The organism is Bradyrhizobium sp. BR 1433, assembly GCF_051547665.1.
Classification (GTDB): domain Bacteria; phylum Pseudomonadota; class Alphaproteobacteria; order Rhizobiales; family Xanthobacteraceae; genus Bradyrhizobium; species Bradyrhizobium australafricanum.
In genome coordinates, this window is the sequence record NZ_JBPUGG010000001.1 from 4,284,908 (window position 1) to 4,306,878 (window position 21,971).

Sequence of the window (21,971 nt, forward strand, 5' to 3'; positions counted from 1 at the left end):
CGACGGCAGCACCGGTGGTGCCGAATACCTTCCTAACGGCGCTCCGCTCCAGCGGAGTGCCGTTACTCGATCATATAGCCCAGCGCGCGATACCCCGCCCGTCGTTTCGCTGCCATTCGGGCGAGAACCGGAACAGTCTGATCGACATAGTCGACGACTAGGACGTCCTTCTTTCCATCGTGCTCACGATGAAGCCGGCCAACGTACTGCGCTAATGTCCCCTTCCAAGCGATCGGCATCGTCAAAAACAACGTGTCGAGCCGAGCGTCATCAAAGCCTTCACCAATATAGCGACCCGTCGCCAATATCAGGCGCTCCTCATCATCCGACACTTGCATCGCCGCGTTCGCCATTCGACGATCCCCCGCGGACATACCGCCACGCAGCACGACGAGATTTTTCACGAACGGCGTGAACCGCTGCCGAAGGTATTCAAGATGGTCTTTTCGCTCCGTCAGAACGATGGGCGATCGTTTCGCCTCAAGTGATTTTAACACATCGTCAAAGATCAGATCATTCCGCCCACTGTCTTGCGCCAGAGCTGCATAGATTGCAGGCATTGAGGGACGTTCGACCGACGCCAGAGGGGCAGGCAGTTCGAATTGCGTCGAACGGTCGCGCGCACGATGACGGATGCCACGTTCGGCAGCCTGAACCCGTGCATCAACCCTATAGCGAACGGGACCGCATTGCATGAAGATGATCGGATGATGTCCGTCTTTTCGCGCGATGGTCGCCGACAAGCCGACGACGTATCGCGCCTTGGACCGCCGCGCGACAAGCTCGAAGCTTGTTGCGGATAGATGATGGCATTCGTCGACGATCAGGTGACCGTATTTGGCGACGATATCCGCAACTTCGCCCTTACGAACGAGGCTCTGGATGAGCGCGACGTCTATAACACCCGTGGGCCGTCTCTTCCCACCACCGACAACCCCGATGCGCTTCGGGTCTACATTCAGAAAGGATCGTAGACGCTCCACCCACTGATTGAGTAATTCTCGTCGATGGACAAGAACGAGTGTATTCCGGTGGCGATGAGCAATCAGCGCTGCTGCAACAACGGTCTTGCCAAATGCGGTTGTCGCGGCAAGCACGCCATTGTCGTGGCGGGCGACAGCATCGAATGCCCTCGACTGCGGTTGTCGCAATTCGCCTCGGAAGCAAATGTCCGGAGGTAACGGCATGCCAACCTCGCGACAATCATCCAACTCCGCAACGGCACCGTGGCTTTTGAAAAGATGGATAGCCTCATCGAGGCAGCCTCGGGGTAACGCAACATGCTGCGCATATATAACTCGGCACATGAGACGACCCGAGGCTTGCCGAATGTCGGCATCCGCATGGCTTGCGCGCGATAGAACTCCGGGTTCTGGAACGCTGCCAGGCGAATAAGCTGCGCAATCAGAGGCGGCGGAAGACCCGCCCTGTCGATGTAAATCTGATCAGCAATCACGATCCTGATGCTTTGCGGGATGGCAGCGTCTATGCGTCGCGGCGCACTACGGCGCGACGGCGACATCTTCCACGGCTCGTCGGCATGCTCATCGTCGACCGGCATGCGAACATCCAGAACTTCGACCCGACCGTTCAGCCTCGTCCGCGATTTTGAAGACCGTGACCGCCGACAGTCTTGGCAGAGACGACAGATACGCCCATTGGTCGTCGTACGGTCGCAGGCCCTCGTCGACAAAGACGCTATTGCCGATCTCACGAGCCTTTCTTTGCAACGGCAAAGCAATCAGATTGCCGAAGCCGCCGAAGGGCATCATATCCTGGTTCGGAAAGAAGCGATCATAGGACGTGAAGCCGATCTCGGGACGTTTCTCCATCGTCTCCGTGATCAGGGCAGAGCCCATCTGTCTTGCGGTCCTTGCCGGTACAGGCTCGGAGAAGAATATCCAGACATGGCCGCCGTTCCCCGACCTCGACCGTTCCAGGGCGGCGGCAATTCCTCTCGCGTGGCAGATACCTAGCAATGCCCTCGCATCATCCGCCCAGCTATCCTTGTCGAAATCCGCGGCTAGGAACCAGCATGTCTCATCTTGTAGTAGCGCATACACTCCGGCGACAAAGTCAGCCGAGGGGGAATCGCCGCCACGCAGATGCTTTTCGATGATGTCGCCGGAGGGCGGGATGAATGCCTGATGTGGGCACTCTCCGCATTTAACCTTCGGCTTCTCGCAGATCCCCTTCGCCCACTCGTTGGAACAAGCTGGCGAATATCCTGAACCTCCGGTCTTTCTGTTTTCCCATCGAACCGGAAAGACATCAGGACGCCCAGCAAATAAGCTGCGGAACAGCGCGATTGTCTCCGCCGATGACGAGCGGTTGGTGACAGGAGCGTCGGCAAGGGCATTCCGAGTTGCCGCTTGACGATCGGATATCAACTTCTGCTCAAGTGTTTCCAGTTCGAGCGCAAGCGCCGACCGCTCGGCATCAAGGACGGCTAACCGCCTTTGAATACGCACGATCTTGTCCGAAGTGCCATCTATGTCGGCCAAAGCTTCAGCCTACTTCTGACCGTTCAATTTACGGCGACCATAGGCCAAAGCCGCCTCAGGCTTAAGAGAGGTAATTACATGGCGCGCAGCGGTTGAATGAGTTGTTGCGAACTCCGGACTTCGCCATTCCGGTCTGCGCGCCCCTGACTGGGGTGGAAGATCAGAACCGCCATCAGTTCACCTCGTCCGCCCGAGCCGGATTGAGGCCCGTGGGAACGGCCTCGCCGAAAAGCGGCCGTTTTGACCATGTGCGCGCCTCCGATCACAGACGTGACACCTCTAGCGCTTGTCATTCAAATGCATTACATTGAATGCGAGGAAGGAGGTCGCCATGGCTTCAAACGCTCTGGTTCAAACCCGCATCGACGCGGACGTAAAGGAAAAGGCCACCGCGGTTCTCGAGAACATGGGCCTCACGGTATCCGACGCCGTGCGGATCCTGCTGACGCGCACAGCCAACGAAGGGATGCTGCCGCTGGAGCTGGTGAGCAACAGCCAAGCCTATGACAGCTGGTTTCGTGAGAAGGTGCACCAGGCGCTGGCGGATACCCGGCCCAGTATCGATGATTCCGAGGTCGAGGCGCATTTCGCGCAACGCCGGGCCGCTGCACTTCGAAAAGCAGCTGGGCATAAACGGTGAAACTGGTCTGGTCGCGCTTCGCGTTGTCCGATCGCGACGAGATTTTCAGCTACATCGAAGCTGAGAGCCCGCGCGCCGCGGTGCATGTTGACGAACAGATTGCCAATGCCACGCGGCGCTTGCTCGACTTTCCTGACAGCGGCCGGCCCGGACGTGTCGCGGGTACGCGCGAGTTGGTCATCCCACGCACTCCTTATGTCACGGCATACCAAGTCGACGGTGAGACTGTTCGCGTCTTGCGCGTCCTTCACGGCGCGCAGATGTGGCCCGACGAGTTTTCAGGCGATGATTGAGGCCGGCTCCGTACGATACCTTGCGGCAGGAGCTGAGCCGTTCACTCCCCTCGACACTGAGTTTCAGTACTGACCTTAGCTTGGCACCGGCCCAAAAAAGAAAAGGGGCGAGCCAGGACCTTCTCGGCTCACCCCTTTCCGGCCCCTCCGGGAGGAGAGGAACTGTCGGGTCATGATGCGATCCGCATCGTGACCCGATTTATTGTTTGAGCATGATCTCTTCGGAAAACCGCTTCACACTTTTCCGGATCATGCTCGCGCCGATCAGCTCTCGATCCTCACATACTCGAAGTCGCCCGGCTTGTTGTCGATGCCGACCTTGGGCGGCGAGATCCAGGAGGCGAACTGGCCGGGTTCGGTCACCGGCTTCATCAGCGAGGCGATGAAGTCGCCGTCCGCGGTCGACGGCCAGCCAGTCGTTCTTGCGCTTGGCCCAGGTGGCGTCGTCGATCAGGAGGCCGTCGGGCGTCGCATGGACGTCCTTGAACTCGCCGATCTGGCGGTGGAAGGCGGTGTTCGGCACCGCGAGCTTGTAGTCGATGCCTGATGTCGAGATCACCTTGTTCCAGCGCAGCATGCCCTTGACGCAGTCCTGCGTGTAGTCGTCGCGCAGCCGCATGTTGAGCGCGGTCAGCGCCGGCTCGTCGACCATCTTGATCTGGCCGTCCACCATCTTCATGACCGGATAGGTCGAGCTCTTGAGCTGGTGGTCGTCCTCGATCGTGGTTTCCTTGTAGCGGCCCTTGATGCCGGCGTTGAAGGCATTGGCCGCGTTAGTCGACACTTCCGAGCCGAACAGGTCGAGTGACAGCGAATAGTGCAGGTTCAGCTTCTTCTGGATCGTCGGCAGGTCGATCACGCCGAGCGCGCGGACCTTGGCGATGTCGTTCGGATCGGCGATGCCGGCTTCCTTCATCGCATCGCAGGTGCGCTGCACGACGCGGGTGATGCCGGTCTCGCCGACGAACATGTGGTGGGCTTCCTCGGTCAGCATGAAGCGGCAGGTGCGCGACAGCGGATCGAAGCCCGACTGCGCCAGCGAGTGCAGCTGCATCTTGCCGTCGCGGTCGGTGAAGTAGGTGAACATGAAGAACGACAGCCAGTCCGGCGTCGCCTCGTTGAAGGCGCCGAGCATGCGTGGGCTATCGGCATCGCCCGAGCGGCGGCGCAACAAATCGTCGGCCTCCTCGCGGCCGTCGCGACCGAAATACTTCTGCAAGAGGTAGACCATCGCCCAGAGATGGCGGCCCTCCTCGACATTGACCTGAAACAGGTTGCGCATGTCGTAGAGCGAGGGCGCGGTCTTGCCGAGATGGCGCTGCTGCTCGACCGAGGCCGGCTCGGTGTCGCCCTGAATCACGATCAGGCGCCGCAGCATCGCGCGATGCTCGCCGGGGACTTCCTGCCAGGCCGGCTTGCCGAAATCCTCGCCGAACGGAATGACGCGATTTTCCTCTTGCGGAGCAAGGAGAATGCCCCAGCGATATTCGGGCATCCGCACGTAGTCGAACTTGGCCCAGCCACGCGGATCGACCGAATAGGCGGTGCGGAGATAGAGCAGGGATTCCTGGAAGCCGTCCGGCCCCATGTCTTTCCACCAGTCCATGTAGCCGGGGTGCCAGCCCTCCAGCGCCTTGAGCACCTGGCGGTCCTCGGCGAGATTCACGTTGTTCGGAATCTTGGTCGAGTAATCGACGTTCATGATGTTCATGTTCATGGCCGTGCTCCCTTAAACTCGCGTCATGTCGAATTGCGCCTTCTGGCCGGTGCCGTAGCGGCGCAGTGCGCCGTCCTCGCCGACCGCGTTCGGCCGCTGGAAGATCCAGTTCTGCCACGCCGTCAGGCGCGAGAAGATCTTCGATTCCATGGTCTCCGGGCCGACGAAGCGCAGATTGGCTTCCATGCCGGTGAGACCGTCGGGCGAGAACGAGGTGCGCTCCTCGAAGAACACGCGAACCTCGTCGTCCCAGTCGATGTCGTCGAGCGCGAAGGTGACGAGACCGAGCTCCTCGGCCTCCTCCGCGTCGAGCGCCTTGCCGATCGAGCCTTGCGCGCGCTCCAGATCCGACGGATCGGCCTGGAAGCGCGATTGCAGCCGGGTCAGGCCGTGGCTCATCGGATAGGGCCCGAAATTCATCGCCGTCAGCTCGATCGCCGGCGGCGGGCGGTTGTCGCCCTGCTTCTGGCCGATCAGCATGTAGGAGCGGTCGGCGGCGAACACGAGCTCGGCCAGCGTGCCGACGAAGCAGGAGCCGGGCTCGACCAGCGTCACCAGCGTGCGTGACGTGACGTCGATGCGCTTGAGCACGCGCTTCCAGTAATGCCTGACCTCGTTGACCAGCCAGTGCGCCTTGTTGGCCTCCAGGAACGCGTCAAAGGACACGACATTGGCGCGGTCGCCATGGCTCTTGAACACCAGCATCGCGATCTCGAGCTCGTTGATGCGCAGATGCAGGATCGCGTCATCGAGCTCGCGGGCGACCTGCAGCGGCCAGAACGCAGCGCCTTGCGCGATCATGCCGTCGACATCCGCGGGCGCCGTGGTTTCCGGCGCCTTGATCGAGATGGTGGCGATGCGCGCGGCGCGATCGATGTCGACGCTGACGAAGCCGTAGCGGATGGCGCTATCGTCGATGGTGCGCGTCAGCGGCACCAGCGCGATGCCCTTGCCAGCACCGTTGCGCTTCGACTTCGCGGCGAATTCCTTGACGCGCTCGGCCAGCTTGCCCTCGAGCTTGGAGTTCGGCGCGATCTCGTCGACCAGGCGCCAGGAGACGGCGCGCTTGCCCTTGATGCCTTCCTCGATGGTGCAGAAGAAGTCGGCGTGGTCGCGGCGCACCTTGCGCTTGTCGACGACGCGCGTGAGCCCGCCGGTGCCCGGCAGCACCGCGAGCAGCGGTACTTCCGGTAGCGCGACGGCGGCAGCGCCGTCGTCGGCCATCATGATGTGGTCGGTCGCGAGCGCCAGCTCATAGCCGCCGCCGGCCGCGGTGCCGTTGACGACGGTGATGAAGCTCTGCCCGGAATTCTCGCTGGAGTCTTCCAGGCCGTTGCGGGTCTCGTTGGTGAATTTGCAGAAGTTGACCTTGTGGGCGTGGGTCGAGCCCGCCAGCATGCGGATGTTGGCGCCGGCGCAGAACACCCGGTTCTTGCCCGAGCGCATCACCACGACCTTGACCTCGGGATGCTCGAAGCGCAGGCGCTGCACGGCGTCCGCAAGCTCGATGTCGACGCCGAGATCGTAGGAATTCAGCTTGAGCTGGTAGCCTTCGAACAGGCCGGCGTTCTCGTCGACGTCCATGGTCAGCGTCGCGACATCGCCCGCAACGTCGAGCTTCCAGTGCCGGTAGCGCGACGGTTCGGTCTGGAAGTCGATGTACTTCGCCCCGCCTGCAAGGACGCGATCGTCACCAGCCATGGGCCACCCTTATCTGTTGTCTTGCTGTTGTTCGCTTGAAGGTTCGTCGCCGAAGCCTTCATGCACAATAATGCATGTTTTCGATCTGGTCTAGTTCAAAACGCAAAAACATGCATTTTGTTTCATGTTCAGGAAAATCGCCAGCTCGGCCAATGACCTGGCACCGGCACCAAAGGTCAGGCCGCCAGTGCCGGGTCGTCGCGCAGCGCCGCCCCGGCAAATTCGGCGACCGCCTCGAGCGTCGCCGCGGGCGCCTCGCGATGCGGCGAATGGCCGGCGCCGGCGATGGCCGCGACATCGACCGGGCAGTAGCACTCCTCCTGGGCGATCTCGACCTGCCGCATGGTGCCGTACTGGTCGGCCGCGCCCTGCACGATCAGCACCGGCACGCGGATATAGGCGAGATAGTCGGAGATATCCCAGTCGCGGAATGCCGGATCGAGCCAGGCGCCGTTCCAGCCATAGAAGGCGTTGTCGACGTCCTTGTGCCAGCGCGCCAGCTTCTCCTTGAGGTTGGTGGTCTCGTACGCCGTCTTGATCTCGGCGATCGACTTCACCGAGATGTCCTCAACGATGAAGTGCGGCGCCAGCAGCGCCAGGCCGTGCAGGCGATGATCCTGATGCGCGCCGGCATAGATCGCGGCAATCGACGCGCCGTCGGAATGACCGAGCAGCAAGCCGCGGCGAAAGCCGATCCGGTCGAGCAGCTTCGGCAGCACGTCGAGCGCCTCGCGGTGCATGTAGTCGACCGGACGCGGCAGCTTCGCCGGCGACGAGGCGCCATAGCCTGATCGCGAATAGACGAATACGCCGGCGCCGGTCGCCGCCTGCAGCTTCTCGGGGAAGTCGCCCCACAGCCCGACGCAGCCGAGGCCTTCATGCAGCATCACGATGGTCGGCGCCGCGTCCGGCGAGGGACCGATCATGCGGTATTCGAGATCGGCGCCGTCGATGCTGAGGAAGCCGGAGGGTTTCAAGTTTGTCATGGTAGGCCTTCCTCATCGTCGTCCCGGCGAAAGCCCTAGTGCATGCACGTATCTCTGAGGCTCCATCCTGCAGCGACGGCATGGAAGTATTCGAGGCCGGCTTTGAAGGTGATGGGGCCTGGCGGCTTGGACGACCGGTAGCCGTCCCAGCCGCCGAGGCGACCGATGATCCATGCGGCCCAAGCGAGGGTGTCGGGCAGGTGTGGATTCTTCAGCTTTTTGGTTCTGGCCTCGAGCTGCTGATTGAGGGCCCTCAAGGTGGCGATCTCATCGCTGTTAAAGGTCGTGGAGATGCCCTGCTGGCCACCGTTGCGCGCCTGCAGGAGCTGGATGGTAATGACCGCGGCTTTAGCAGCGATGGTGACCAATTTGAGAAGCCGCTCGGCGATGCCGATCTGGCTATCCTCGAGCTTGAAGCCCTGTGTCTTGAGGACGCGGAAGAACTGCTCGATGATCCAGCGCTGCTTATACCAATCGACGATGCGCCAACCATCGTCTGCATTGGCGACCTTATGTGAGGTGATGAGACGCCAATGCAGCGGTTCGACGTCGGGACCGGCATTGATCTCGCGGACGTCAACGATGGCGAGCGGCAGGCTTTTCGGCAAGTTTCGCAGGAACTTGCTCTGAGGTCGGGCAAGCTCGATCGCGCCGAAGCGAAGTTCGAGGTCCGCCTGACGCGCAGGCCGTTGCGCACGTGCGGGCAATTGGACGGTGCGCCGCTGCACCGGCGCCATGGCATCGATGGCCACGTACAGACCCGTCGCGTCGGCCAACTTGCGATCATGCATGCTGCGAGCGATCACGTGGTGGTTTTGCTCGGCCGCGCCGGCATAAAGAGCAAAAATATCGCTCTCGCGGTCACCAAGCAGGGTCACCATTGCGGCGCCCGCGAGCAGCGGCTTGGCCGCAAGGGCTGTGGTGAGCCAGCGCTGCGATTCCTTGTCTGACAGGTCGCGGCTGTCATGCGAGACGGTCCGGCGGCCCTCACGCGTCCACACCTCGCCGCTCAGAAGTCCCAGACAAGTGCCATTGTCCGCATCCACCGCCAGCAGCGGGTGCAGCAGCACGCCGTGATTATTGCCCTTGCCGATTTCTCCCAGCCCGCGTCGGCGTCGTGCGGTGGTGTTGAAGTGGATCTCGCTGGTGTCCTGGATCGCCAGCACATGGCGGCCTCTCACCGCCGCAACCGTGCTTTCGCTCCAGCTTTCGATGATCCGCTCCGTTGTCACCTTGTCATGGCCCAGAAAGCGGTTGAACCGCACTTCCAGCGCACGATCCCCTCGGGAAAGCCGCCGCAGGCACACATCCTTGCCCGCAACCATGCGTCCGACAAGCGTCGCCCCCCTTTATCGAGGCGACGATCCCCGAACCGGCCCAACGTCCAGTCAATCCGCGACAACATGCCGGCACCTCCACCCAAACCGAAGTGCCGCAATAGGAATCGCATGGATCGCCGATTCTGGAATCCCAGCCTTGCTACCCAAGTCAATCGGTCGCATCAGATGTGTGCATGCACTAGGGCGAAAGCCGGGACCCATAACCACAGGCGTTAGTTGTTGCGCAAAGCTGTTGAACAGCGTCTCTCGAAACGAAGGCCGCGGCGTATGGGTCCCGGCCTTCGCCGGGACGACGCGGGGAGCTAGTGCTCGTGTTCCCGCAATTTGAACCGCTGGATCTTCCCGGTCGCGGTCTTCGGCAGATTGTCGACGACATCGATCCAACGCGGATATTTCCACGGGCCGATCTTCTGCTTGACGTGCTCCTTCAGCGCCTCGTGCAGGCCGGCGGCTGAACTGTCGGGCCGCAGCACCACATAGGCCTTCGGCTTGAGCAGGCCTTCCGGGTCGGCCTCCGGCACGACCGCCGCCTCCAGCACCGCGGGATGGGTGATCAGCGCGCTCTCGACCTCGAACGGTGACACCCAGATGCCGGAGACCTTGAACATGTCGTCGGCGCGGCCGCAGAAGGTGTAACGGCCGTCGGCATCGCGCGTGTATTTGTCGCCGGTGCGAATCCAGGCGCCCTCGAAGGTGGCGCGGCTCTTGGCGCGCTGATTCCAGTAGCTCTCGCCGGCCGAGGGCGCATCGACCAAGAGCTCGCCGACCTCGCCGTCCGCGACGTCGGCGCCGGCCTCATTGACCAGCCGCACCTTGTAGCCGGGCACCGGAAGGCCGGACGAGCCGTATTTGATGTCGCCGGGCGCGTTCGACAGGAAGATGTGCAACAGCTCGGTCGAGCCGACGCCGTCGAGAATGTCGACGCCGAACCGCGTCTTCCAGGCATTGCCGACCGACTCCGGCAGCGCCTCGCCGGCCGAGGTGCAGACGCGCAGGCGATTGCCGCCGGACTGCGCCTTGGTCGCCTCGTCGTTCAGCATCGCCGCGAACAGGGTCGGCACGCCGAAGAAGATGCTGGGGTGATATTTGTTCATCAGCGCGAACATCATCGCCGGCGTCGGCCGCTCGGAGTTCAACACCGTGGTGGCGCCGACCGACATCGGGAAGGTCAGCGCATTGCCGAGCCCGTAGGCGAAGAACAGCTTTGCCGCCGACAGGCCGACATCATCCTCGCGGATCCCGAGCACCTGCTTGGCGTAGGTCTCCGCGGTCGCCGCGAGATTGGAATGCAGATGGCGCACGCCCTTCGGCATGCCGGTCGAGCCCGACGAATAGAGCCAGAACGCCGGCTCGTCGGCATGCGTCGGCGCGGTGGCGAACACGTCGCTCTCGCGCGCGATCTCATCGGACAGCTTCTTGTGGCCGTGCGCGTCCTTGCCGGAGACCACGACATGCTCGAGGTCGGGCATCCGCGCGATGACGTCCTTCACGACCGGCAGCAGCGCTTCCGACACGAACAGCACGCGCGCGCGGCAATCGCCAAGGATGTAGGCATACTGCTCCGCGGTCAGCAGCGTGTTGAGCGGCACCGGCACCACACCGGCGCGGATCGCGCCGAGGAACACGATCGGGAAATCGACCGTGTCCAGCATGATCATGGCGACCCGCTCTTCGCGGCGGACGCCGAGCCGGCACAGCATGTTGCCGACGCGGCGGGTCTGCTGCTGCAACTGGCCATAGGTGATTTGCGACACCGTATCGTCGAACACGACCTTGTCGCCGCGGCCTTCATCGACATTGCGGTCGAGCAGCCAGGAGACCGCGTTGTAAGTCATGCTCCGCTCCTCGGACCCGGACGTGCCACGCTTCCCTCTCCTGTGAATTTAAGAATTATAATTCATACAAAGCCACCACGTTGGCTTGCTGTCAATCCTTATCGGCACTATGTTTCCTAGAACCTCGGTCTGATTCAGTCAGGACCGCGCGTCGCACAGGGATCATGACCGCAGCCAACGACCCGGAAACCGACTTCCTTGAACAGCTCGGCCAGCGCGTGCGCACGATGCGCGCCCTGCGCGGCATGTCGCGCAAGGTGCTCGCCAAGGTTTCCGGCATTTCCGAACGCTACATCGCCCAGCTCGAAAGCGGCAAAGGCAATGTCTCGATCGTGCTGCTGCGCCGTGTCGCAGGCGCGATGGGTGCACATCTCGAGGACCTGATCCCCTCCAGCGAGCCCGTGCCGGACTGGGCCGTGATCCGCGACCTGCTGCGCAAGGCGTCGCCGAACCAGATCGCGCAGGCCAAGGACATGCTCGCCGGCAGCAGCCCGTTGGCGCCGCGGCGCGCCTCGTTCTCCGGCATCGCGCTGATCGGCCTGCGCGGCGCCGGCAAGACCACGCTCGGGCGGATGCTGGCGAAGAAGATCGGCTGGAGCTTCGTCGAGCTCAACAAGGAGATCGAGGCGCAGAACGGCCTCTCGGTCGCCGAGATCATCGCGCTGTACGGCCAGGAAGGCTTTCGCCGCATGGAGCAGGCCGCGCTGACGCAGCTGTTGGCGCGCAAGGAATTGATGGTGCTGGCGACCGGCGGCGGCATCGTCTCCGAGGCGCTGACCTTCGATTTGATCCTGTCGTCGTTCTACACGATCTGGCTGAAGGCCGAGCCGGAAGAGCACATGGCGCGCGTCCGCCGCCAGGGCGATCTGCGCCCGATGGCCGACGACCGCTCGGCGATGGCGGAATTGCGCAACATCCTGGTCAGCCGCGAGCCGCTCTACGCCCGCGCATCGGCGGTGGTCGACACCGCCGGCCTCTCGGTCGACGCCGCCGCCGCACGGCTGATCGATTCCGTGCGGCCGGTACTGCAGAACGAGGCACGCAGCTTCGGGCTGCGCAGCGTGGCGCTTTAGCAGCACTTAGAGCAGCCGGCTCTTCACATCATCTGCACCATCCCGCAGCAGCGGCAGGAAGCGGTCGATCAATTCCTGCATCGGTACGCGATCGACATGCGCGCCCATGTTGATCGCGGCGACGATGGTGCCGTCGTAGCGGCGCACCGGCACCGAGATCGAGCGGAAATGCGGCTCGGCCTCGCGGTCGACCAAGGAATAACCCTGCGCGCGATCGGCGATGATGGTGGCGAGCAGCCTCTTCGGATCGGTCGTGGTCTGCGGCGTCACCGGATCGCGGCGCATCGCCTTCAGCCGCGCCGCCAGCTCGGTATCAGTGAGGCGGCCGAGCATCGCGCGGCCGACCGAGGTGCAGAACGCCGGCAGCCGGTAGCCGATGTCGAGACCGGCGGAGAACACGCGGGTCGGGCTCGAGCGCGCGACGAACACGACGTCGTCGCCGTCGAGCAAGGCCAGTGAGGCGATCTCCTGCGCTGCCGTCGCGATGCGGTCGAGCACCGGTTGCAGCACCGTCACCACCTGGTTGGATTGCAGGAACGAGCCCGCCAGCGTCAGCACATGCGGCGTCAGCGTGAACAGCTTGCCGTCGGTGGCAACGAAGCCGCCATGCGCGAGCGTGAACAGGATGCGGCGCGCGGTGGCGCGCGGCAGATCGGCGGCACGCGCCAGATCACTCAGCGTTGCCGGGCCGGACACGGTGCCGAACACCTGCAACAGGCGCAGGCCGCGATCGAGCGCCTCGACGAAGTCGGTGGCGCGCTCGTCCTGGTCGGTCCGCTTCAGCTTGGGCATGGCGTTTTAGGTTGGGGCTTTGAACGGTTCAAAAATTGCGCTTGCTGTCCAAAACAGACATGGCATAATTCGCACATTCGTTCAATAGGCGAACAAATCCAAATCCGGGAGACGCCGCCATGATGAGCCAGGAAGCGAACGATCTGATCACCCGCACCGGGCGCAAGGACCCGTGCGGCAAGCTGATGCGGAGCTACTGGCAGCCGGCGGCGCTGGTGGACGAATTGGACGGACCGCGCCCGGTACGACCGGTGCGGCTGCTCGGCGAGAACCTGGTGCTGTTCCGCGGCGAGGACGGAAGCTACGGGCTGATCGATCGCCACTGCGCGCATCGCGGCGCCGATCTCGCCTTCGGCCGGCTCGAGCATGGCGGGCTGCGCTGCGCCTTCCACGGCTGGCTGTTCGACACGTCAGGCCAGTGCATCGAGACGCCGGCGGAGCCGGCCGGTTCGCAGCTGTGCAAGGGCATCAGGCAGCGTTCCTATCCCGTGGTCGAGAAGAGCGGCATCCTGTGGGCCTGGCTCGGCGAAGGCGCCCCGCCCGCCTTTCCGGAGCTCGACTGCTTCGTTGCGCCCGGAAGCCATACGTTTGCGTTCAAGGGTCACATGAACTGCAACTGGCTGCAGGCGCTCGAGGTCGGCATCGATCCGGCGCACGCCTCCTTTCTGCATCGCTTCTTCGAGGACGAGGACACCTCGGCGGCCTACGGCAAGCAATTCCGCGGTGCCTCGGCCGGCAGCGACATGCCGATGACCAAGATCCTGCGCGAATATGACCGGCCGATCATCAATGTCGAGCACACTGAATACGGCCTGCGCCTGATCGCGCTGCGCGAGCTCGACGCGGAGCGCACCCATGTGCGCGTCACCAACCAGCTGTTCCCGCACGGCTTCGTCATCCCGATGTCGACCGAGATGACGATCACGCAGTGGCACGTGCCGGTCGATGACGAGAATTGCTACTGGTATGCGATCTTCACCAGCTACGCGGCGCCAGTCGACAAGCAGAAGATGCGCGACCAGCGGCTCGAGCTCTATACGCTGCCGGACTACAAGTCGCGCAAGAACCGCAGCAACGACTACGGCTTCGATCCGCACGAGCAGGCGACCGAGACCTATACCGGCATGGGCACCGACATCAACGTCCATGACCAGTGGGCGGTGGAATCGATGGGGGCGATCCAGGACCGCACCAACGAGCATCTCGGCCAGAGCGACAAGGCGATCGTGCAGTACCGCCGCCTGCTGCGACAGGAGATCGAGAAGGTGGAGGGCGGGCAGACACCGATGCTGTTCCTCGACGACGCCTCCGCGCGCAGCATCCAGGGCCCGGCCACGATGGACGGCATCGGACCGACGCTGGGCTGGGAGCTCTACTGGATGGAAGTCGACGTCAAGCGCCGCCGCGGCGCACCATGGGCAGCTCCCGTGCCGCGCGAGATCGCCGGCAAGGTGCATCATCTGACGGCGGCGGAGTGAAGATGGTATCAATGGCTCCGCATTGTATCCTTCACCTCGCCCCGCTTGCGGGGAGAGGTCGGATCGCGTTAGCGATCCGGGTGAGGGGGTACAGGTCTATCGGCATATCGAGTTGGCGGAGAGAGCCCCTCACCCCGACCCTCTCCCCGCGAAGAGCGGGGCGAGGGAGAAGTGAAGGAGCGACGCGGTGAGCTTCGTCGAGCGTCACGGCCTGTGGTCGGATGAGCAGAAGGAGGCCGCAAACCGCCTCCGCCGCATCGTCGAGGAGAAGAATCTCGAAGTCATCCGCCTGTCGTTCCCCGACCAGCACGGCATCCTGCGCGGCAAGACGCTGATCGCCAGCGAAGCGGTGCGCTCGCTGGAGGGCGGCTGCTCGATCACCACGACGATGCTCGCCAAGGACACCTCGCACAAGACGGTGTTTCCGGTGTTCACATCAGGCGGCGGCTTCGGCATGAAGGAGATGGAGGGCGCGGCCGACGTGCTGATGGTCGCCGATCCCACCACGTTCCGCGTGCTGCCCTGGGCGCAAAACACCGGCTGGCTGCTCTGCGACCTTCATTTCAGCGACGGCCGGCCGGTGCCGTTCGCGACCCGCAACCTCTATCGCAAGGTGCTCGATCAGCTCGCAGGCCGCGGCTACGATTTCGTCGCCGGCCTCGAGGTCGAATTCCACCTGTTCAAGCTCGACGACGCCCACATGGCGCCGGAGGATGCCGGCCAGCCCGGACGGCCGCCGTCGGTCAGCCTGCTATCGCACGGCTATCAATACCTCACCGAGCAGCGCTACGATCTGATGGAGCCGGCGCTCGAGATCATCCGCCGCGACATCATCGCGCTCGACCTGCCGTTGCGCTCGGTCGAGGTCGAATTCGGTCCGAGCCAGTGCGAATTCACTTTCGCACCGACTGTCGGTCTTGCGCCGGCCGACACCATGGTGCTGTTTCGTTCGGCAGTGAAGCAGATCGCGCGCCGCCACGGCTATCACGCGACCTTCATGTGCCGGCCGAAACTGCCGAACGTGTTCGCGAGCGGCTGGCACCTGCACCAGTCGCTGGTGTCGCGCGCCAATGGCGAGAACGTCTTCATGGCCAAGGAGACCGGCGAGCCGCTCAGTGCGCTCGGCCGCGGCTGGCTCGCCGGCCTGATCGAGCACGCCCGGGCCTCGACCGTGTTCACGACGCCGACCATCAACGGCTACAAGCGCTACCGCTCCTATTCGCTGGCGCCGGACCGCGCGATCTGGGGCCGCGACAACCGCGGCGTTATGATCCGCGTGCTCGGCGGCGCCGGCGATCCCGCAACCCGGCTGGAGAACCGGATCGGCGAACCCGCCGCCAATCCCTATCTCTACATGGCAAGCCAGATCCTCTCCGGCCTCGACGGCGTGGACCGCAAGCTCGACCCCGGCCCGTCGGCCGACACGCCCTACGAGGCCAAGGCCGCGCTGTTGCCGAAGTCGCTGCGCGAGGCCGTGTTCGCGCTCAACGACGATCCGTTCTTCCGCCAGGCGCTCGGGCCGGAGTTCGTGGACTATTACGTCTTCATCAAGAACGCGGAGATCGAACGCTTCCAGGCCGAGGTGTCGGACTGGGAGCACCGCGAATATTTCGAGATGTTTTGAGGCCCTTGTTTCGTCGTCCCGGCGAAGGCCGGGACCCATAACCACAGGCTGTTGTATTTGCCTCGCTGTGGACCCGGCTTGCTGTACCCACATACAGCGGTGGTAATGGGTCCCGGCCTTCGCCGGGACGACGTGGGTGCGAGACCGGCGGTCCGATCTCAAATCCCGAGATACTTGTGCTGCAGATCCGGCTCGGCGATCAGCTCCCCGCTGGTGCCGCTCCACACCGTGTGGCCGCGCTCGATGATGTAATGGCGGTCGGCGATGCGGGCGAGGTTTCCGACGTTCTTGTCGATCACCAGCACCGACTGCCCGCGCTCCTTCAGCATCGACAGGCAGCGCCAGATCTCGTCGCGGATCAAGGGCGCAAGACCCTCGGTCGCCTCGTCGAGGATCAGCAATTTCGGATTGGTCATCAGCGCGCGGCCGATCGCCAGCATCTGCTGCTCGCCGCCGGACAGCGTGACGCCCATATTGTTCGTGCGTTCGGCGAGCCGCGGAAACAGCGCGTGGATCTTGTCGATGGTCCACGGATCGGAGGCACTGAAGCGATTGCCTGACGCGGCGACGAGATTTTCGCGCACCGTGAGGTTCGGGAAGATCTGGCGGCCTTCGGGCACCAGGCCGATCCCGAGTTTCGCTATCTTGTAGGACGGCAGGCCGCGCACCGCCTCGCCGGCGAAGCGGATGGCGCCTGACCGCGCCGGCGTCAGGCCCATGATCGAGCGGATCGTCGTGGTCTTGCCCATGCCGTTGCGGCCCATCAGCGCGACCATCTCGCCCGACTTGATCTGGAGCGACAGGCCGAACAGCACCTGGCTCAGCCCGTAGCAGGTCTCGATGCCATCCACTTCGAGCAGGGTTTCAGCGGTTTTGGTATTAGCCATCCTGGTCTCAGCCATGGCGCGTCACCGCATGCTGTTCGCCGAGATAGGCGCGCTTGACCTCTTCGTGCTTGCGGATCGCGTCCGGCACGTCGCAGGCGATGACGCGGCCATAAACCAAGACCGTGATGCGGTCGGCCAGCGCGAACACCGCCTCCATGTCGTGCTCGACCAGCACGATGGTGACTTCCTTGCGCAGCTCCTTCAGCAGCGCAACCATCCGCGTCGATTCGGTGACGCCGAGCCCGGCCATCGGCTCGTCCAGCAGCAACAGTTGCGGCCTGGTGGCAAGCGCGACCGCGAGCTCGAGCTCGCGCTGCTCGCCATGGCTCAACTGCGACACCACGATATCGGCGCGCGTGCCGAGGCCGACGCGCTCGAGCGCCGCGCGCGCGGCCTCGCGCAGATGCCGCTCCTTGCGCGCATTGCCCCAGAAGCGGAACGAGTGGCCGTCATGCGCCTGCGCCGCCAGCGCGACATTGTCGATCGCGGAGAAATCCTTCAGCAGCGAGGTGATCTGGAACGAGCGCGCCAGCCCGAGGCGGCTGCGCTTGTAGGACGGCAGGTTCGTGACGTCGCGGCCGGCGAAGCGGATGGTGCCGGAGTTCGGCATCACCTGACCGGTGAGCTGGCTGATCAGCGTGGTCTTGCCGGCGCCGTTGGGGCCAATGATGGCGTGCAATTCGCCTGGCACCACCTCCATCGAGAGGTTGTCGGTCGCGGTGATGCCGCCGAAGCGGCGGATCAGATTGTCGACGCGGAGCAAGGGATCAGGCAAGGAATCAACCACGGCGCATCCTCCCGAGCAGGCCCATGATGCCGCCGCGCGCGAACAGCACGATCAGGAGCAGCACCGGGCCCAGGATCAGCCCAGAATATTCGGTGAACTGCGACAGCAGCTCCTCGAGCAGGAGATAGACGATCGCGCCGATGACGGGACCGAACAGCGAGCCCATGCCGCCGAGGATCACCATCACCATGAGATCGCCGGAGCGTGTCCAGTACATCACCGCGGGGCTGACGAAATCGGTGTTGTTGGCAAGCAGCGCGCCGGCCAGGCCGCAGATCGTGCCTGATATCACGAAGCAGACCAGGCGGTAGCGATTGGCATGGAAACCGATCGCCTGCATGCGCTGCTCGTTGGAGCGGACGCCCTGCACCACAAGGCCGAAGCGCGAATTGACGATGCGCCAGATCAGATAGAGGCCGCCGAACAGGCAGGCCAGGCAGAGGTAATAGAACTGGTTGCGATCCGACAGGTTGATCAGGCCGGCGAAATCGCTGCGCTTGTAGACGGTGATCCCGTCGTCACCGCCGTAGCGCGACAGCGCGGAGGCGATGTAGTAGGCCATCTGCGCAAAGGCCAGCGTGATCATGATGAAGTAGACGCCGCGAGTGCGCAGTGACAGGGCGCCGATCAGCAGCGCAAACAGCGCCGAGACGGCGAGCGCCACCGGCCACTGGATGAAGCCGGAGCCGACCCCCTCGGCGGCGAGGATGCCGACGGCATAGCCGCCGATGCCGAGATAGGCGGCGTGGCCAAAGCTCATCATGCCGCCATAGCCCATGATCAGATTGAGGCTCGCGGCGGCGAGCGCGAAGATCACGATCCGGGTGAACAGCGTGAGGATGAAGATGTTGCCCGTGACCGCCGAATAGAGCGGCAGCAGCATCAGGGCGGCGCACATCAGCGCCGCGACCGCGTTGGAGACGTTGAGCTTTCGCATCATCGTTTGGCCGCCGGGAACAGCCCCTCGGGCCGCAGCACAAGGATGATGGCCATCAGGAGGTAGATCAGCATCGAGGACAGCGCCGGCGCCGCGGTCGACGCCGCCGCCCCGCTCAGCACCTTGCGCAGCAGGTCGGGCAGGAAGGCGCGGCCCATCGTGTCGATGATGCCGACGAAGATCGCGGCCATGAACGCGCCGCGGATCGAGCCGATGCCGCCGATCACGATGATGACGAAAGCCAGGATCAGGATGTTCTCGCCCATGCCGATCTGCACGGTGAGGATCGGCGCCTGCATCAGCCCGGCGAGCCCTGCGAGCGCGGCGCCAAGGCCGAACACCAGCGTGAACAGCAGCTTGATGTTGATGCCGAGCGCCCCGATCATCTCGCGGTTGGAGGCGCCGGCGCGGATCAGCATGCCGATGCGGGTGCGCATCACGACGAGATAGAGCATTGCTGCGACCGCCAGCGCGACCACGATGATCATCAGGCGGTAAGCCGGATAGTAAACGCCGGGAATGATCTGCACCGGCACGGTGAGCCAGGCCGGCAGCGGCAGCGCGAGGCCCGCCGGGCCCCAGATCAGCCGGACGGCGTCGTTGAAGAACAGGATCAGGCCGAACGTCGCCAGCACCTGGTCGAGATGGTCGCGGCCATAGAGATGCCTGAGCGCGACATATTCCAGCACGATGCCGAGCAGCAGGGTGGCGCCCAGCGCCATCAGCGCGCCGAGCACGAAGCTGCCGGTCCAGGCCACGAAGGTCGCCGCGAAATAGGCGCCCATCATGTAGAGCGAGCCGTGCGCCAGATTGACGAAGTCCATGATGCCGAACACCAGCGTCAGCCCGGCCGCCAGCAGGAACAGCAGGAGGCCGAATTGCAGGCCGTTCAGCAGTTGTTCGACGACGAGATACATGGATCCTTCATACCGGGCTGAAACAAAACAGCGGCAGCGCAAGCACGCCGCCGCATTGCACATTGCGGGTTCTCCCTCGCCCCGCTCTTGCGGGAGAGAGGTTGGGGTGAGGGGCTCTTTCCGCGAACCGAATGCCGGGAAAGAGCCCCTCACCCAATCGCTTCGCGATTGACCTCTCCCCGCAAGAGCGGGGCGAGGTAAAGAGAAGCAAGCCGCGCGCCAAAAAGACGCCCGACAATCACTTCATCGGACACTTGTCGTGGAAGCGATCCTGGTCGTCCTTGACGATGGTCGCGACCGTCTTCAGCGAGAGCTGGCCCTCGGCGTCCTTGACCACGTCCTGCAGATAGAAGTTCTGGATCGGAATGTGGTTGTTGCCGTACTTGAACGGTCCACGCACCGATTTGAAGTTCACCTTCTCCATCTCGGCCTTCATTGCGTCCTTCTTCGTCAGGTCGCCCTTCACCGCGACCACGGCGCTGTTGATGAGGTTGGCAGCGTCGTAGGACTGTGCGCCGTAGAAGGTCGGCCGCAGGCCGGGATACTTCTTGCGGTAGTCGGCGACGAACTTCTTGTTCTCCTCGTTGGGCAGGTCGTTGACCCATTGCTGCGCGCCGGGAACACCGAGCGCATTGTCCTTCTGCAACGGCAGCGACAATTCGTCGATGGTGAACGCGGTGTAGAGCGGGATCTGCTGCTTGATGCCGGCCTGCGCATACTGATTCAGGAACTGCACGCCGGCCGCGCCCGGATAGAACACGAAGATCGATTCGGCCTTGGAGTTCTTCGCCTTGGTGAGCTCGGCGGAGAAGTCGAGCTGGCTCGGCCACACCGTATATTCCTCGCCGACCACCTGGCCCTTGAACGTGCTCTTGACGCCGGCCAGCATGTCCTTGCCCGCGGCGTAGTTCGGGCCGATCAGGAACACCGACTTGACGCCCTTCTGGTTCATGTAGGTGCCGACCGCCTGCGGGGTCTGGTCGTTCTGCCAGGAGGTCGAGAACACGTAAGGCGAGCACAGTTCGCCGGCGAGCTGCGACGGACCGGCATTGGCCGAGATCAGGAAGGTCTTCGAATCGACCGCGGTCTTCAGCGACGCCAGCAGCACATTCGACCAGATGTAGCCGACGATGAAGTCGACCTTGTCGGACTGCACCAGCTTCTCGGTCTTCTGCTTGCCGACATCGGGCTTCTGCTGGTCGTCCTCGTAGATCACCTCGACCGGCTTGCCGTCGATCTTGCGGCCGAGATGGTCGAGCGCGAGCTCGAAGGAATTGCGCATGTCGTTGCCGATCACGGCGGTCGGACCGCTGAAGGTCGAGACGAAGCCGATCTTGACGCTGTCAGCCGCCATCGCGGGCTGCGCCAGCGCCACAGCCATGGCGCCTGCCAGCCAAAATGCCTTTTTCATATTCACTCCCCTCCTCAACCAAAGATCCCGCGAGGCTCGATCACGAGGGCCCGGGGGTCACGCTTTGCGCGCGTCGTTCTGCGACGTATTTTGTGCGCGATATCGCAAGTCTGCAGCAAGCACGAACCGACGGCGCTCACTTAGAACCTTCGGCGCATACCCCAGCACCTTGCATCATAATTCGTCTAAATCGACCATGGCAAGAAATATAATGCCGGTTGCGTGGGCAACGATTGTCGCAGGCGGCGGCCTTCGGCAACGACCCACGCCCGCACTGCAGCAGGCTTTAACGATCCGGTAAAGCACCCGGAAACTACGGGCCGGCAAGCGCCTGCGGGCTTCATGGTCCGGAAAGCATCCCTGGCCGACGCTGCCGCCAAAGGGGTGCGTCACATGCTGAATTACATCTTCGGCTTCAATGCCCGGATGGGCCGACTGGCTTTCTTCTTCTGCACCTTCGTGGTGGGCCTCGGCTTTATGATGCTGGTCTACGGCGTCACCGGCAACGCACCGGCGAGCGGCAGTATGGACGTGCTGCTGGCGCAGGCATCGAGCAACCCCGTGCTGGTCATTGCCTTCTACGGCATGCTCGTCATCTGCTTCATGCTGCAATCGATGCGGGTGCGCGACATGGGCTGGGATCCGGTCTGCGTGATGGCGGCATGGATCGCCCTCCTCGTGCTCGACAGGGCCATTGCCGGACGATTTCCCGAATATGCGCTGACCTATCAGCACACCGAAACGGTGGTCGGCGCCGCCGTCAATGGCGCAATGAACATCGTCCTGCTGGTCTGGCGCAGTGGCGGCTATTACGAAGAAGCCCCGCCATCGCCGCGCGAGACCGGCGGCGATGGCCTGTTTGAAAGACGCAGTACGCCGGCCGCAGGCGGCAGCCGCGTCGCGCGGATCGCCAACGGCGAGTTCGGCGGAAAGACGCGGTAGCCGAGCTGTCTCACCATTGTCGTCCCTGCGAAAGCAGGGACCCATAACCACCGCTTTAATTTGTTGAAGCGGGCTGGGGCCCAAGCATCGCAAACCAATTACCACCC

19 protein-coding genes and 1 pseudogene are annotated in these 21,971 nt (G+C 63.5%); 6 read left to right on the forward strand and 14 right to left on the reverse strand.

What is annotated here, in order from left to right:
* Positions 1–62: 62 nt before the first annotated feature.
* From ACSKB9_RS20900 to ACSKB9_RS20910, 3 genes are read right to left on the reverse strand one after another with little or no spacing between them, the layout of a single operon-like run.
* Positions 63–1,097, reverse strand: a complete 1,035-nt coding sequence (locus ACSKB9_RS20900) for a DEAD/DEAH box helicase (protein WP_438075407.1) — start codon at positions 1,095–1,097, stop codon at positions 63–65.
* Positions 1,046–1,561 (reverse strand): hypothetical protein, encoded by a 516-nt coding sequence (locus ACSKB9_RS20905; protein ID WP_438075409.1) that lies wholly within the window; start codon positions 1,559–1,561, stop codon positions 1,046–1,048. Before ACSKB9_RS20905 ends, ACSKB9_RS20900 begins: the two co-directional genes overlap by 52 nt.
* The gene (locus ACSKB9_RS20910) at positions 1,545–2,504 is read right to left on the reverse strand and encodes a TOTE conflict system archaeo-eukaryotic primase domain-containing protein (RefSeq protein ID WP_438075411.1); all 960 of its coding nucleotides are present in this window, start codon (positions 2,502–2,504) and stop codon (positions 1,545–1,547) included. Before ACSKB9_RS20910 ends, ACSKB9_RS20905 begins: the two co-directional genes overlap by 17 nt.
* A 331-nt stretch (positions 2,505–2,835) precedes the next feature.
* Here ACSKB9_RS20910 and ACSKB9_RS20915 point away from each other — a divergent pair, with 331 nt between their 5' ends.
* Together ACSKB9_RS20915 and ACSKB9_RS20920 are read left to right on the forward strand one after the other, a co-directional pair.
* Complete coding sequence (locus ACSKB9_RS20915) at positions 2,836–3,144, forward strand: type II toxin-antitoxin system RelB/DinJ family antitoxin (protein ID WP_353704606.1); 309 nt, start codon at positions 2,836–2,838, stop codon at positions 3,142–3,144.
* The gene (locus tag ACSKB9_RS20920; RefSeq protein ID WP_438075413.1) at positions 3,141–3,437 is read left to right on the forward strand and encodes a type II toxin-antitoxin system RelE/ParE family toxin; all 297 of its coding nucleotides are present in this window, start codon (positions 3,141–3,143) and stop codon (positions 3,435–3,437) included. The genes ACSKB9_RS20915 and ACSKB9_RS20920 overlap by 4 nt, the downstream gene beginning before the upstream one ends.
* Positions 3,438–3,701: 264 nt before the next feature.
* Here the strand turns inward: ACSKB9_RS20920 and boxB are convergent.
* From boxB to ACSKB9_RS20945, 5 genes and pseudogenes are all read right to left on the reverse strand, one after another.
* Positions 3,702–5,154, reverse strand: a pseudogene (gene boxB, locus ACSKB9_RS20925) (benzoyl-CoA 2,3-epoxidase subunit BoxB).
* 12 nt (positions 5,155–5,166) lie between these two features.
* Positions 5,167–6,855, reverse strand: a complete 1,689-nt coding sequence (boxC, locus tag ACSKB9_RS20930; RefSeq protein ID WP_438075415.1) for a 2,3-epoxybenzoyl-CoA dihydrolase — start codon at positions 6,853–6,855, stop codon at positions 5,167–5,169.
* A gap of 176 nt (positions 6,856–7,031) precedes the next feature.
* The gene (locus ACSKB9_RS20935) at positions 7,032–7,841 is read right to left on the reverse strand and encodes an alpha/beta fold hydrolase (protein ID WP_438075417.1); all 810 of its coding nucleotides are present in this window, start codon (positions 7,839–7,841) and stop codon (positions 7,032–7,034) included.
* A gap of 35 nt (positions 7,842–7,876) precedes the next feature.
* Positions 7,877–9,166, reverse strand: coding sequence for an IS4 family transposase (locus tag ACSKB9_RS20940; RefSeq protein ID WP_438075419.1), 1,290 nt, complete (start codon positions 9,164–9,166; stop codon positions 7,877–7,879).
* A 317-nt stretch (positions 9,167–9,483) separates the two neighbouring features.
* Positions 9,484–11,016, reverse strand: a complete 1,533-nt coding sequence (locus ACSKB9_RS20945; RefSeq protein WP_438075421.1) for a benzoate-CoA ligase family protein — start codon at positions 11,014–11,016, stop codon at positions 9,484–9,486.
* An 80-nt stretch (positions 11,017–11,096) separates the two neighbouring features.
* Between ACSKB9_RS20945 and ACSKB9_RS20950 the strand changes: the two genes are divergently transcribed.
* Positions 11,097–12,089, forward strand: coding sequence for a helix-turn-helix transcriptional regulator (locus ACSKB9_RS20950; protein WP_256521265.1), 993 nt, complete (start codon positions 11,097–11,099; stop codon positions 12,087–12,089).
* 6 nt (positions 12,090–12,095) lie between these two features.
* On the opposite strand, the gene ACSKB9_RS20955 is transcribed toward ACSKB9_RS20950, so the two are convergent.
* Positions 12,096–12,881: an IclR family transcriptional regulator domain-containing protein gene (locus ACSKB9_RS20955; RefSeq protein ID WP_438075423.1), complete on the reverse strand. Its 786-nt coding sequence runs from the start codon at positions 12,879–12,881 to the stop codon at positions 12,096–12,098.
* Positions 12,882–13,000: 119 nt separating this feature from the next.
* Here ACSKB9_RS20955 and ACSKB9_RS20960 point away from each other — a divergent pair, with 119 nt between their 5' ends.
* Both ACSKB9_RS20960 and ACSKB9_RS20965 read left to right on the forward strand, forming a co-directional pair.
* Positions 13,001–14,359, forward strand: a complete 1,359-nt coding sequence (locus ACSKB9_RS20960) for an aromatic ring-hydroxylating dioxygenase subunit alpha (RefSeq protein ID WP_438075425.1) — start codon at positions 13,001–13,003, stop codon at positions 14,357–14,359.
* A gap of 187 nt (positions 14,360–14,546) precedes the next feature.
* The gene (locus ACSKB9_RS20965) at positions 14,547–15,983 is read left to right on the forward strand and encodes a glutamine synthetase family protein (protein ID WP_438075427.1); all 1,437 of its coding nucleotides are present in this window, start codon (positions 14,547–14,549) and stop codon (positions 15,981–15,983) included.
* A 158-nt stretch (positions 15,984–16,141) separates the two neighbouring features.
* Here ACSKB9_RS20965 and ACSKB9_RS20970 read toward each other — a convergent pair whose 3' ends face one another.
* From ACSKB9_RS20970 to ACSKB9_RS20990, 5 genes are all read right to left on the reverse strand, one after another.
* The gene (locus ACSKB9_RS20970; RefSeq protein ID WP_438075429.1) at positions 16,142–16,870 is read right to left on the reverse strand and encodes an ABC transporter ATP-binding protein; all 729 of its coding nucleotides are present in this window, start codon (positions 16,868–16,870) and stop codon (positions 16,142–16,144) included.
* 7 nt (positions 16,871–16,877) lie between these two features.
* Positions 16,878–17,645: an ABC transporter ATP-binding protein gene (locus ACSKB9_RS20975; RefSeq protein WP_438080320.1), complete on the reverse strand. Its 768-nt coding sequence runs from the start codon at positions 17,643–17,645 to the stop codon at positions 16,878–16,880.
* 4 nt (positions 17,646–17,649) lie between these two features.
* Positions 17,650–18,597: a branched-chain amino acid ABC transporter permease gene (locus ACSKB9_RS20980; RefSeq protein WP_438075431.1), complete on the reverse strand. Its 948-nt coding sequence runs from the start codon at positions 18,595–18,597 to the stop codon at positions 17,650–17,652.
* Positions 18,594–19,511, reverse strand: a complete 918-nt coding sequence (locus tag ACSKB9_RS20985) for a branched-chain amino acid ABC transporter permease (RefSeq protein ID WP_018269575.1) — start codon at positions 19,509–19,511, stop codon at positions 18,594–18,596. The genes ACSKB9_RS20980 and ACSKB9_RS20985 overlap by 4 nt, the downstream gene beginning before the upstream one ends.
* A gap of 238 nt (positions 19,512–19,749) precedes the next feature.
* Positions 19,750–20,922 carry an ABC transporter substrate-binding protein gene (locus ACSKB9_RS20990; RefSeq protein ID WP_076831021.1) on the reverse strand — a complete coding sequence of 391 codons (1,173 nt, stop codon included), beginning with the start codon at positions 20,920–20,922 and terminating at the stop codon, positions 19,750–19,752.
* A gap of 222 nt (positions 20,923–21,144) precedes the next feature.
* Here ACSKB9_RS20990 and ACSKB9_RS20995 point away from each other — a divergent pair, with 222 nt between their 5' ends.
* Positions 21,145–21,864 carry a DUF805 domain-containing protein gene (locus ACSKB9_RS20995; RefSeq protein ID WP_438075434.1) on the forward strand — a complete coding sequence of 240 codons (720 nt, stop codon included), beginning with the start codon at positions 21,145–21,147 and terminating at the stop codon, positions 21,862–21,864.
* The last annotated feature ends 107 nt before the right edge of the window (positions 21,865–21,971 follow it).